Source organism: Nocardia sp. NPDC101769 (assembly GCF_044766925.1).
Taxonomy (GTDB): Bacteria; Actinomycetota; Actinomycetes; order Mycobacteriales; family Mycobacteriaceae; genus Nocardia.
Genome location: NZ_JBIWMX010000008.1, coordinates 14,678 through 26,593 on the forward strand (window position 1 = coordinate 14,678; position 11,916 = coordinate 26,593).

The 11,916-nt window shown below is 64.9% G+C and carries 14 protein-coding genes; 8 read left to right on the forward strand and 6 right to left on the reverse strand.

The genetic code is table 11. From position 1 onward, the window contains the following. Together ACIRRA_RS15195 and ACIRRA_RS15200 are read right to left on the reverse strand one after the other, a co-directional pair. Positions 1 to 399, reverse strand: coding sequence for a hypothetical protein (locus ACIRRA_RS15195; protein WP_402767665.1), 399 nt, complete (start codon positions 397 to 399; stop codon positions 1 to 3). 250 nt (positions 400 to 649) lie between these two features. Then, a complete protein-coding gene (locus ACIRRA_RS15200; RefSeq protein WP_402767667.1) occupies positions 650 to 916 on the reverse strand; it encodes a hypothetical protein in 267 nt (88 codons plus the stop codon). 66 nt (positions 917 to 982) lie between these two features. Here ACIRRA_RS15200 and ACIRRA_RS15205 point away from each other — a divergent pair, with 66 nt between their 5' ends. Then, positions 983 to 1,108: an Rv1535 domain-containing protein gene (locus tag ACIRRA_RS15205; RefSeq protein WP_402767668.1), complete on the forward strand. Its 126-nt coding sequence runs from the start codon at positions 983 to 985 to the stop codon at positions 1,106 to 1,108. Between the two features lie 389 nt (positions 1,109 to 1,497). Then, the gene (locus tag ACIRRA_RS15210) at positions 1,498 to 1,875 is read left to right on the forward strand and encodes a hypothetical protein (RefSeq protein WP_402767670.1); all 378 of its coding nucleotides are present in this window, start codon (positions 1,498 to 1,500) and stop codon (positions 1,873 to 1,875) included. Between the two features lie 350 nt (positions 1,876 to 2,225). Here the strand turns inward: ACIRRA_RS15210 and ACIRRA_RS15215 are convergent, their stop codons facing one another. Together ACIRRA_RS15215 and ACIRRA_RS15220 are read right to left on the reverse strand one after the other, a co-directional pair. Beyond that, on the reverse strand, positions 2,226 to 3,425 hold the full coding sequence (locus ACIRRA_RS15215) for a glutamate--cysteine ligase (RefSeq protein WP_402767672.1): 1,200 nt from the start codon (positions 3,423 to 3,425) through the stop codon (positions 2,226 to 2,228). 206 nt (positions 3,426 to 3,631) lie between these two features. After that, entirely contained in the window at positions 3,632 to 4,141 is a 510-nt protein-coding gene (locus tag ACIRRA_RS15220) for a transglycosylase SLT domain-containing protein (RefSeq protein WP_402767673.1), read from the reverse strand. Positions 4,142 to 4,471: 330 nt separating this feature from the next. Here ACIRRA_RS15220 and ACIRRA_RS15225 point away from each other — a divergent pair, with 330 nt between their 5' ends. Beyond that, positions 4,472 to 5,143 carry a cyclase family protein gene (locus ACIRRA_RS15225; RefSeq protein ID WP_402767675.1) on the forward strand — a complete coding sequence of 224 codons (672 nt, stop codon included), beginning with the start codon at positions 4,472 to 4,474 and terminating at the stop codon, positions 5,141 to 5,143. A 164-nt stretch (positions 5,144 to 5,307) separates the two neighbouring features. Here the strand turns inward: ACIRRA_RS15225 and ACIRRA_RS15230 are convergent, their stop codons facing one another. Beyond that, complete coding sequence (locus tag ACIRRA_RS15230; protein WP_402767677.1) at positions 5,308 to 5,772, reverse strand: recombinase family protein; 465 nt, start codon at positions 5,770 to 5,772, stop codon at positions 5,308 to 5,310. 792 nt (positions 5,773 to 6,564) lie between these two features. Here ACIRRA_RS15230 and ACIRRA_RS15235 point away from each other — a divergent pair. From ACIRRA_RS15235 to ACIRRA_RS15250, 4 genes are read left to right on the forward strand one after another with little or no spacing between them, the layout of a single operon-like run. Continuing rightward, positions 6,565 to 6,717 carry a CopG family transcriptional regulator gene (locus ACIRRA_RS15235; RefSeq protein WP_402767678.1) on the forward strand — a complete coding sequence of 51 codons (153 nt, stop codon included), beginning with the start codon at positions 6,565 to 6,567 and terminating at the stop codon, positions 6,715 to 6,717. Positions 6,718 to 6,762: 45 nt separating this feature from the next. Then, entirely contained in the window at positions 6,763 to 8,247 is a 1,485-nt protein-coding gene (locus ACIRRA_RS15240; protein WP_402767679.1) for a DHA2 family efflux MFS transporter permease subunit, read from the forward strand. A 26-nt stretch (positions 8,248 to 8,273) separates the two neighbouring features. Next, positions 8,274 to 8,621 carry a VOC family protein gene (locus tag ACIRRA_RS15245; protein ID WP_402767681.1) on the forward strand — a complete coding sequence of 116 codons (348 nt, stop codon included), beginning with the start codon at positions 8,274 to 8,276 and terminating at the stop codon, positions 8,619 to 8,621. Between the two features lie 53 nt (positions 8,622 to 8,674). Continuing rightward, positions 8,675 to 10,129, forward strand: coding sequence for an aldehyde dehydrogenase family protein (locus tag ACIRRA_RS15250; protein WP_402767683.1), 1,455 nt, complete (start codon positions 8,675 to 8,677; stop codon positions 10,127 to 10,129). A 550-nt stretch (positions 10,130 to 10,679) separates the two neighbouring features. Here the strand turns inward: ACIRRA_RS15250 and ACIRRA_RS15255 are convergent. After that, complete coding sequence (locus ACIRRA_RS15255) at positions 10,680 to 11,174, reverse strand: winged helix-turn-helix transcriptional regulator (RefSeq protein WP_402767685.1); 495 nt, start codon at positions 11,172 to 11,174, stop codon at positions 10,680 to 10,682. Positions 11,175 to 11,268: 94 nt separating this feature from the next. Here ACIRRA_RS15255 and ACIRRA_RS15260 point away from each other — a divergent pair, with 94 nt between their 5' ends. Further along, a complete protein-coding gene (locus ACIRRA_RS15260; RefSeq protein WP_402767687.1) occupies positions 11,269 to 11,778 on the forward strand; it encodes a hypothetical protein in 510 nt (169 codons plus the stop codon). Positions 11,779 to 11,916 lie beyond the last annotated feature (138 nt).

Below are 11,916 nucleotides of genomic sequence, written 5' to 3' on the forward strand. Positions count from 1 at the left end.
CTACTTCGCGGCGGTTCGCGACGGTCGCGAACCCGCGGTGGACTGCTTTGGCCGAGTACTCTTGCGCTGCTGCGGCTTTGGCCGTTCGGACGTGTCGTGATTCCCGGTCTCGGTCCTGCCGCGTCGCAACAGGTGCACCGCACCCGCGACGCCGCCCACCGCCACGGCCACCGGCCAATCGATCAGACCCGTCAGACCGGCTGCAACGACGCCCAGCACAGTGGCGGCAGGAATGTCCGTCCCGCTGCGAGCGCCGGATACGGCGCCCTCGACCGTGCCGCGCGCGGCGCCGGTCGCCGCGCCGATGATGGCTCCACCGGCCGCCTCGACCGCATGGACCGTCGCTGATGCCGCAACCTCGAGCGTCCTTACAGTGCCCGATGCAACGCTCATCATCACACCCCAGTCGTCGTAGGTAGTGCAAAGAACTTCCTGCGTAAACCAGTGCTTTGCCAGGATACTCCGCGATGTCCGAATCGGGGTCCTGTATGACCGAGATGAAAAGCGGCGCGTTCAAGTTGTCCGCAGGGCGAAGAGGCGGAAAAGAGCAGCTACAAGCGGTGTTGACACCGGTTCGTCCGTTACGGCGATGACACTTCCGTTACCCGGGCCACCGAAATAGCCAACAAGTCGCTAATGCAAATTGGATCTACGCCTCTTCGAGGGCTTCGCCGATCTGGTGGGCGATACGATTGTGCTGATCCTGTATCAGCCAATGACCCGTTGCGAGGATCAGTGCGACCGGCCATTCGATGATCTCCGCTGCGGCCAGCACGCCGAGTGCGCCGTAGTACGCCAAGTGCTCGGGCCGGGGGATGCGAACCCGACCGATCACCGGCAGATCTACTGCGAAACCCTGTGCAGCCAGCACACGGTCGACGGCGTTCCGGTGGCCGGTTGGTGATCTTTCGGCCATTTGTTGCCTCCCGGTCATGGTGTGTTCGAATGGTCGACGCCTGGGATCCGCAGGGTGGCGAGCGTGATGAGTACTGGTGTGGGTGGCGGGTCGGATCCATTGGCGGGGGCCCTGACGGAGGTGCTGGCAGTGCCGATGCGTGAGCTGTATGCAGTCCTGCTGCGCCTAGGTTTCATCGAGATCGTCGACTGATCATCCCGCTCGCAACCGCCGGTGGCGAATGGCCCAGGGGCGACGGCAGTAGCGGCAGCGACTATGGATAGCGTCCAGCAGCAGCCGGATCCGCATACTGGCCCAGTCTCACGGCAGCGGTCAACGTGTGGTCTGCGCGCGTCGTGCCTGTGCCGCGCTCTTGGGAGCGGGGATCACGCGATCGTCGCCTCGTAGCGCCGATCGATCACTTTCCGGCTGTGGTTCTCAGTCGCCGACACGACCGCTGACGCCGGGTGTCGGCAGTCTGCCCGATCGCTGCCCGAGCCGCTGGACCAGCAGAGCACGCCACCGGCGCCAGCACCAATTCGGACACGAACGAGCAGACCAGAGTTTACTCCCCGAGCAAGTCGTCTCGCCGACATCTGCCGATGCTCGAATACCTCATCGCACAAATCCGGTGCGGCGGCGTCGAGGGGCAGTGCGCGCCCGATTCGTTTCCGGAGGAAGTCGTTGCGGCCCTTGCGTATGGGAATTCCGTTGCGTTGGCGGATCAGTCATTGCATGGACTGCTCGGTGAGCGTTCGGCCGTTGCGGGTGGTGGGCGTGGGATCGAAGTGGGTGATACCGAGTTCGGGGTCGTTTCAGCCATGTCGGGCAACATGATTGATCTGGGCCAGCAGGTCGCTCGGGATGGCCCGTCGGTTCGAAGGTTGTTCATCGAGTCGCTTCTCCGGCCACAGTTTCAGCCGGCAGCGCAGATACATGTCGCGGGTGGCTGTCGCGGGCATGGCCACATCGGGATGTAATCAGCGAAGGTCGGTACTTGCCGCGATGCGGTTGCGGCGCTGGGCAATTCGTCGAGGGTGATGCCGAGGCGGTCGAGCAGGAGAACTGCCGCGGCGACGTTGTCGGCTGCTGTGTTCGTCATGCGTTAGTGCTGTCGGTCTGCGGTCACGAGTAGGCGGTCGTCGGTGCGATTCCGGCGATGCGCCGATCGGGTGCGGGGATCCGTAGATGGCAATGTGCAAGCACGCGGAGGCGTTGCGGTCAATCAGGATCAAACCTTCGAGTGCTCGATACGTCGCTTCCCACCCGGGCGCGTCGATCAGCGGCCTTGCCATGTTCCGGGGTTCATGCCGTCACTGTCCGGCCCAACTCAACGTGGGATCTGAGGCCTGCCTTCACCGGTTGATAGGTGGGAACAGTGGTGATCTGCGGTCGGTATGGCCCACGGATGAAAGTCGGCGGGGTGCCGGTGGCAGCCCTCCAAGGTAGCGGTCGCCAACTCGGTGATGACATCGCTGACATCTCGATGCTTGCGGAAGGCTTCGAGCTGGCGTCGGGCGCCGTTGCCGCGGGTGAGAACGGCCTTGATGGCACCGGTGACGAATTCGTGGTCGCCCAATTCCTCGAGTGCCGGCCCGATGTGATCGACGAGTTCGGTGAGCAGCACGCGAACTGGGATGACACGGCCGTCCGCCGGGTGGACACCATCGCCGTCGATACCGGTGCGGGCTGCCTTCCAGTACGCGGCGCGCAGCATCTCATCCTGGATCGGGGGCGCGATGATCCCTTGCTCCAACGACATTCGTGCGGTCATTACCGTGGCCCGCACCAGCGTGGCGAGCAGCGCCGTCTCCTCGACCGTCGCGGGTATATCGCTGACCCGGATCTCCACGGTGGGATACCTCGAGGAAGGGCGGACGTCCCAATACACCATCGTTTCGTCGAGAATGTTGCCGCTCGACAACAGCATGGCGACCATGGCGTCGTAATCGTCCGTCGACGCGAAATAGGGGGGAGGTCCCGCGCTGGGCCAGCGTTGCCACAGGATGTTTCGCCAGCTGGCGAACCCGCTGTCGGTATTACGGTAGATCGCGGAATTCGCCGTCAATGCCAGGAACAGCGGCAGCCAGGGGCGCAGGTGGTTGCTGACCTGCAGGGCGGTTTCCCGATCCGGAATCGCGACGTGAACATGGCAGCCGTTGAGTCCCTGTTCGTGGGCGAGCAGGCCGAAATTTTCCTCGATGCGCCGGTAGCGGGGTGTATCGGTGACGGGGAAATGGTGCGGCACGGTCGGCGGAATCGCCACCGCGAGCAGGCGGGCGTCGTTCTGCTCGGCGCAGGATGCCACACCGAGACGCAACTCGCGCAATTCCTGAATCAACTCGGCAGTGCTGGAGTGCACTCGGGTATTCGTCTCCACCTGGCAGCGGGTGAGTTCCAGCTTCAGGTTGATCCCGCTCTCGGCGGCAGTTCGTGCCACCTCGGCATTATTCGAGGCGGGCGCGCCTGTCCCCGGGTCCGCAAGCAGGAATTCTTCCTCAACACCGACGGTCGACGAGGCCGCGTCCATTGCCATGAGGTTACTCGCGGACCCGGTGCGGGAAGTCCGCGGGCGGATATTGACGGAGGGGACGTGAACGCCGACCTTCCGACCCGGTGAGGAGTGTGGACCCCGCCCGCGACACCGGTGGCGCTGATTGCGGGGCACACCCTTTGTTTTCCATGCGGGCCGGATCGGGAATTCGAGCTCGAACCACCGAGTCGGGTTTTCGGGGGTCAGTATGCGGAGTTGACGTTGTCCATTGATCCGTAGCGGGCGGCGGCGTAGTTGCAGGCGGCGGTGATGTTGGCTACGGGGTCGTAGATGTCCCAGGAGGTTCCGGTGACGTGGTAGGCCTGGAAGGTGGGGTCGATGACTTGGAGTAGGCCTTTGGATGGGGTGCCGTTGGCTGCGTTGGTGTCGTAGAGGTTGATGGCGGCGGGGTCTCCTCCGGATTCGCGCATGATGTTGCGGTGGATGGCGTCGTAGCTGCCGGGGATGCCGTGTGTGGCCATGATGTCGAGTGCTTGGCGGATCCAGTTGTCGAGGTTGGAGCCGTTGATGGTGGAGTCTGCGAGGATTTTTGTGGTGGGGAGGTTCGTGGCTGCTGGGGTGGTTCGTGCCGGCGGTTCGGGGACGAGTGCTGTGGCCTGGGCGGTTGCCGCGATCGACAGGGATGCGGCTACGGCGAGGTAGACGGCGAGACGGCGGGCGGTCCGGGTGCGGGGGCGGGGGCCGGTGGCCATGGAGTTCCTCCTCAGGAATTTCGTTGCCGAGTGCATGTCGCTTCGTTGCGGCGTGCGGGGTGTGTGGGGCCCTGGCGGTGTTTTCGGGTGCGCTCGGCAGTGGTGACAGCATCGGTTGCGGGGTTGTTCGGGCACGACGGCCGATCTCCCGCAGACATACCTATTTCTGCTTTTGCGGTAGAAGAGGGACGGCGGTATACGTCCCAGTGCTCGGCATCGCAGCGACGGCGCCGGGTCTCATCGTCGGCGATCATGCGGGTGAGCCGGCGTTGCCGACGAGCACCCTGCCGACGTCACCGTGAACAGCGGGATGGAGGTACGGTTCCTGGCATGAGCAAGACAACTGTGGAGTTGTCCCATCCGATCTCGGACGGCATGCTCACCTACCCGGGATTGACTGGACCGCGGGTCACCACAGATATTTCGCGTCAGCAGTCGCCACTGATCGGCATGGCTTATGACATCGCGCGGGTGGATATGGTCGGCAACACCGGGACGTATATCGATGCGCCCTTCCATTTCCATGCCGATGGCGCCGATATCGCCGAGTTGCCGCTGGAGCGGCTGTTCAACATACCGATCGTGATGATCCGCGCGGCGGGCCTTCGCGCGGTGGGACCGGATCTGCTCGGTGACCCGGCACGGCTGTGGGGCAAGGCGGTGCTCGTGCACACCGGTTGGTCGGCTCGGTGGGGGTCGCAGGCGTACCGGGGCCCCGGGCATCCGTTCCTGATCGGTGAGGTCGCGGATGCGCTGGTTGCCGCGAATGTCGCGGTGGTTGGAATCGACTCGCTCGATATCGACGACATCTCCCTGCCTACGCGTCCGTGTCACCACGCATTGCTCGGGGCGGGAATCCCGATCATCGAGCAGATGACGAACCTGGACGTGGTCCCCGACATCGGTGCCAGGCTGGTCGCACTGCCGGCGCCGGTGCGCGGGATGGGCTCGTTTCCGCTGCGCGCTATTGCCTGGACCGATCACGGCGGCACTATCAGCTGATCGGGCCTCGCTCCACGATCAGCGGGGACACCGGGTACGCACGCCAGTTCGACGACGAGATCCACCGCACCACTACGTCGGATGAAAAGCGCGGTATCGGCCCGGAAATCCTGAAGCTGGCCCCAGCCCCAAGGTAGAACTGTCGGTGGTCGACGGGGTGTGAGTCAGTTCGGGATTGCCGCCGGGTCTGTGGTGCGGTCGTGGTCGCGGAGCATACGTTGGACGGTGGCCGGGGAGGGGTGTTGGCCTTTCTTTTTGACCTTGGCGATGACGAGGCGGGCGGCGATGTCGCGCAGGCTGAGTTCTTGGGCGCGTAGGTGCACGGCGTGGGTGAGCGTGTCGTCGCCGACGACTGTGGCTCCGCCGATGGTTTTGCCGCGTTTTCGGGCGGATTCGTGGCCTTCGAGGGTGCGGTCGCGGATGTATTCGCGTTCCATCCCGGATAGTGCTGCGAGCACGGTGAACACGATCCCGGACGGGTCGTGTTGTCCTTGCAGCTCGCCGGTGAGGAAGTCAAGGCCGATGCCGGATCCCTTGAGCTGTTCGGCGAGTGCCGCCAGTTCGATGCCGCGGCCGAGCCGTTTGTGCTCGTGGACTACCAGGGTGACCGCGATCCCTGCCACACGCATCTCGCGGGCGGGAGCGACCGCGGCGTAACGGGCGGTGCCGTTTCATAGGCGACCGCCTATGAAACACACAACGCATCCAGGCGACGCCGTGCGACCGCGTGTCGTTTGCTCCCGTTGCGAGACCGCCACCTCGCCGGGTCGCGGGACCAGAGACCGCAGTGTGTGGAAATGGAACAGGTTATCGCGCAGCTGATCGGCCTTACGCTGAGTTCCCGAACGACCGGCATACGGCCAGTTGCGGACGTTCCGCCGGCGTCACCGGCATGAGATGACCTCGGGCTGTTGATCTTCAAGTCACGGCGTCTGGCCGCTTCGAACCGGTCTGGGCATCATCACGGGTTCCGGTAGAAGTCGCCGAGAATCCAACGAAGTTCGGCATATCCCCTGGCGGAGATGATCTATCGGTGGCGACGCCTCTTCGGGCCCGGCACCACGACCGATAGTGCCCTCAGCTGCGGTTACTCCGATATCTGACCGATTCTCGGCGAGTACTCCGGCAACTCCCCACTGGCGTGGCGACCTGTCGCACAAATAGTCGAAGTCGACCAATCGAATTCAACTTAAAGGAGGAGCCTGCCGCCCAGGCCACTGTTCAGTCCTCCCGCCCTGGCCATGCTGGGACTCCTGGCGGAAAGCGCGCGGCACCCGTATGCGATGCGAACCCTGTTGGGCTCGACCGCACTCTCAAGCTCAAGCGCGCGACGCTCTACGACCTGCTGCCCCGGCTGACGGCGGCCGGACTGGTCGAGAAACATTGCGTTGCTAGGTTGCTAGCATGCTAGCATTGGTCGTGTGGGTGAGAAGAATGTCAAACAGTTCAACGTGTATCTGCCGGTCGAGCTGATCAAGCAGGTCAAGTTCCGCTCGATCGACACGGGGCTGTCGCTGTCGGCTCTGGTCGAAGAGGCCTTGCGGGCATACCTCGCTGAAGACACCCGACGCTGAAGACCCTGGTCTTCGGTCGTATCGACACCCGGGATTGGAAAATCTGTGACTGGACAACGCAATCCGTGGCCGGCGCTGGGCGCGCTGATCATCGGATTCTTCATGATCCTGCTGGACTCGACCATCGTCTCGGTGGCCAACCCGATCATCATGCGGGACCTGCGCGCCGACATCACCCAGGTCATCTGGGTGACCAGCGCCTACCTGCTCACCTACGCGGTGCCCCTACTGGTGACCGGCAGACTCGGGGATCGATTGGGCCCCAAGAAGATCTATCTGATGGGTCTGGCGGTGTTCACCGCGGCATCGTTGTGGTGCGCGAGGTCCGGCAGCATCGAGATCCTCATCGCGGCCCGCGCCGTGCAGGGTCTCGGCGCGTCCATGATGACGCCGCAGACCATGGCCGTCATCACCCGCACCTTTCCGCCGGACCGCCGTGGCGCCGCCATGGGCGTGTGGGGTGCGGTGGCCGGCCTGGCCATGCTGGTCGGCCCGATCCTGGGCGGCGTGCTCGCCGACGAACTGGGGTGGAGCTGGATCTTCTACATCAACGTACCGATCGGGGTGATCGCCTTCGCGCTGGCGTGGCGGCTGGTACCCACCCTGGAAACCCATCCGCACCAATTCGATCGGGTCGGGGTCGCGCTGTCGGCGGCGGGCATGTTCCTGCTGGTGTTCGGCCTCCAGGAAGGCAACGGCTGGCACTGGAATGGTGCTATCTGGGCCATAATCGCTGCGGGACTGGCGATTTCGGTGCTGTTCGTGAAGAGTCAGGCGCGGACGACTGCCGAACCCTTGGTGCCGTTGCGGTTGTTCCGTGATCGCAACTTCGCGCTGTCGAGTGTCGCGGTCACGGCCATGGGCGTGGCGGTCACGTCGATGATGACCCCGTGGTACTTCTACCTCCAGGCGGTGCGCGACCTGTCGCCGATGCGGTCGGCACTGGTCTTGGCCCCGATGGCCATCGTCACCGCGATCACCGGACCGCTGATCGGCAAGGTCTCCGACCGGGTGCCGCCCCGCGTCGTGCCCACCGTCGGTTTCGCACTGTTCGCCACGTCGGTCTTCGGAATCGCCGCCGCGATGCGACCGAGTTCGCCGATCACGGTATTCCTGGTGGCGGGTGTGGTTGCCGGCCTAGCGAATTCCTGCATCTGGGCGTCACTGGCCTCGGTCGCCACCCGCAATCTGCCGATGCATCAGGCCGGCGCCGGGGCGGGTGTATACAACACCACCCGCCAACTGGGCTCGGTATTGGGTAGCGCGGCCGTCGCCGCGCTGATGTCCGCCCGCTTGACCGCTGCCGGCTTGGGCGATGGAGCCCTGTCCATCGGCGCCGCCGGACATCTGGCGCCCGGCGCGCTGGATCGGTTCAGCACAGCCCTCGGCCAGGCGATGATCCTCCCGGCCGCCGCCTTGGTGGTCGGCGCGCTCGCCGCGGCACTGTTCACCGGTTCGACGCCAACGCCCCACCGCGAGGCGCCAACAGAACTCCCTGTCCCGGTCGCCAATTCGAACGACCGCAACTGAAACATTCGGCAAGAAGGAGAAAATCCATGAGCACCAACGGTATCGAAATGATCTTCCTCGAGACCCACAACTGGGGCAAGGCGGCGAAGTTCTTCCAATCACTGGGCTACGAACTGGAATTCGACACCGGGCACAACTCCGGCCAGCTCCGGAACACGACCGGCCCCGCCATCTTCATCGCGGAGGTACCCGAAAGCAGGGAACCCGGGATGCAGTGCGTCCTCGGCGTAGACAACCTGGACGAGCTGCGAGTCGACCCCGACATCGACGTGGTGTCCCCGGCCGACGACACCCACTACGGCACCCGGGAGATGATCATCCGTGATCCCGATGGACGGACCTGGACACTGTCGTCTCCGCTGAAGAACGACTAGCCGCCGCCTGGCCGGGCATGCCACCGCCTCCATCGACATCAAAGGAGCCAGCTATGTCCGCTGACGCGAACCAGCCACTGGACATGAGCGCCGACCTGTTCATCGGCGGCTCGTGGATCAAGGGCAACGGAGGCAGCCGACCGAACGTCGATCCTGGCAACGGTTCGACCGTCGGCACGGTCACCACCGCCGACGCGGAGCAGGTCAAGAATGCTGTCGATGCCGCATCGGCGGCGTTCCCCTCCTGGAGTTCGACCATACCCAGCAAGCGGGGGTCGATCTTGAAAGAGGCGGCCCGGCTGCTGGCGGCGCGCTCGGAGGCGAGTGCGGTCTTGCTGGTCGAGACCGGCAAGACCCAGGCCGACGCCCGTGGCGAGATTCAGCGCGCCATCGACACGCTGCTGTGGAATGGCGAGCAGGCAGGACGCGTGCACGGGACCATCTTCCCGGGCATCTCCGACGCAAGCACCCGCCGCTCCACGCCGACCTCACTCGGTGTCGTCGTGGCCATCACCGCATGGAACTTCCCTGCGGTCCTGATCGCCCGCAAACTCGGCGCAGCTCTCGCGGCCGGCTGCACCGTGGTGTTGAAGGCATCGGACTTCTGCCCGGCCACCGCCAGGATCCTCATCGAAGTTCTCGTCGAGGCGGGGCTGCCCGACGGTGTGGTCAACCTCCTGTTCGGCGAGTCCCCAGCGGTGGCCGAGCAGCTGCTCGCCTCGCCCAAGGTGAAGGCGCTGACCTTCACCGGCTCCACCGCTGTCGGCAAGAAGCTTGCAGCCCTGGCAGCACCGAACCTCATCCGCCCGGTCATGGAGCTCGGCGGTCACGCACCCGTGATCGTGTGGGAGGACGCAGATGTCGAGCACGTCATTGCCACGACTTCGCGGGCAAAGTTCGGCTCCGCGGGGCAGTCCTGCGTTGCACTGAGTCGCTACTTCGTGCACGAGAGCCTCTACAGGGACTTCGTCGATGCCCTTGTGAAGAAGGCCGAGTCGTTCACACTCGGCCATGGCAACGACGGGGGCGTCACACTGGGGGCCGTCGCCCACCAGGGCCGGATCGACGTGCTGGACGCTCTGGTCCGCGATGCCGAAGCCAGGGGCGCAGTCGTCGAGACCGGCGGGGGCCGAGTGGACCGTCCGGGGTTCTACTACCGTCCGACCGTCCTGTCGGGGGTGTCCGCGGACGCCGAGATCATGTTCGAGGAGCCGTTCGGCCCCATATGCGCCGTTGTCCCGGTCTCCGATCTGGACACGACCATCGAACTGGCGAACTCCGCGCAATACTCTTTTGCCGCATACCTGTTCACCGATTCGCTGGCCGTAAGGAACGCCGTGGTCACAGGGCTGGATGCCTCCAACATCGGCATCAACCAGCTTGCTCCGTCCCTTCCCGACGTCCCGCTGGGGGGCCTGGGGAACAGCGGGTACGGGTACGAGGGCGGCCTCGAAGGCATCCTCGCCTTCACCCAGCTGCGCCTGGTCAGCGAAACCGCTCACGGCTAAAGCGTCACATCGAAGAAGCCCGCAGTGACACTTTCCCTCCAAGGGGATCCGCTGAGCATCCCCGTACCGGGGATGCTCGGCCTCGACGATCATGCCGCGGGCCTGGACCTGGGCCGCGCCCGCTCCGCTGGCGTCCTTCGGTCGCCTTCCGCCTGCGGTGGAGACCGCTATCAGCACCACATGGCATCCCACCCACCAGGAAACGCACAGACGTCGTAACCGAAACCGCCGCTGCGGCCCTGCACGATCTGCTGGACAACGCAGGCCAGAGCCACGCCGCGGCGATCAGCTACCGCGCAGACATCCCGGAATCGGCAATCCGGTAGGGAAACGGCCCTCGAGCTCGAAGAATTTCAGCAACAGACTGAAACCCAGGCGAGTCGCACCCGATTTGTTGCCCACCAACCGTCAGTCCTCGCCGACCAGCGTCCACGACCCGACCAAATCCTCGGTCGACCACTCCTGGCGCACGCCCGGCAACAGTAGACGCATCGGCTTGGGCGCGAAGCTGCTTTGGGGCTGGGGCCAGCTTCAGAATTCCCGGGCCGTATCAAGACGATTTCACGAATTGTGCGCCCGGGCCGGGGGTGCGGTGAATGGCCGATGGGGGTAGGTGGGCATGGCCCGCGGCGCATTCCAGGAAGAGTCGGACCGGGGCTTCGCAGTCGTGGTCGGCGCCGGGGGTGTGATGGCGGATCACCACCGACGGCCCCTGCGGGTCGGCCAGATACTTGTCGCCCCACTCCAGCAACGCCACCAGGGTCGGCCGCAGGTCCAGACCGCGCTCGGTGAGGCGGTACTCGTAGCGCTGCCGGGAACCCGGCTCCTGGTATGGGATGCGTTGCAGCACACCGGTTTCGACCAGACTGTCGAGCCGGGCGGAAAGCAGGTTGCTGGCGATACCCAAGCGGTCACGGAAGTCGTTGAAGCGAGTCGCGCCATCGATGGCCTCTCGAACGATCAGCAATGACCAGCGTTCCCCGACTACCGACAGCGCGCGTGCCACCGAGCAGTTGGCGGTGTCGATTCGACGATCCGGGTCCATGTGGCCACCCTATCGGTCTAGGTTGACAATCTCCACTCAGCGGCATTAGCGTTCGTCATCTGAGTTTAGAAATTAAATCTAGGAGGTAGTCGGCATGCCGATGCTCGATGTCTACATTCCGGAGGGCACCTTCACTGCCGAGCGGGAAGCGGCGCTGATGAACCAGATCACCGAAATCCTCATCCGCCATGAGGGATTCGACCCCGCCGATCCGGTCACGCGCTCGGTCTCATGGGTGTTCCTGCACCGCCCGGCAGCGGTCTACGTCGGCGGTGCACGTGCAGACATGCCCCGGTACAAAGTGGTCCCGTCAGTGCCGGAAGGACAACTGGACACTGCCAAGCGAGCCGGCGTCATCGCAGAGGTCACCGAGGCGATACTCGATGCGGAGGGCGGCGGGTGGCCGCGTGATCCCGGCCGAATCTGGGTGTTCCCCACCGAGATTCCCGAGGGACACTGGGGCGGATTCGGTGAGGTCAGGCCGTTGAGCCGTATTCTCGGCCGGCTGACCGGTGACGATGCCGAACGGGCCGCCCGGCTGGCGGCCGAGCGGATCGCCGCCAGCCGCGTCGAACGCACCACGCTCCCGCACAGCGCGCGCTGACCGTCCGGCAGCGGCGCCACCATATCGAGGCCGAACCGGCATCGACGGCCTGCCGCAACCGCTCGAATTATGGTGCGGCTTGGCCCGATTCGAGGCGGGAGCGCACGTCGGCCGGGGTGATCATCGGCAAAACCTTGC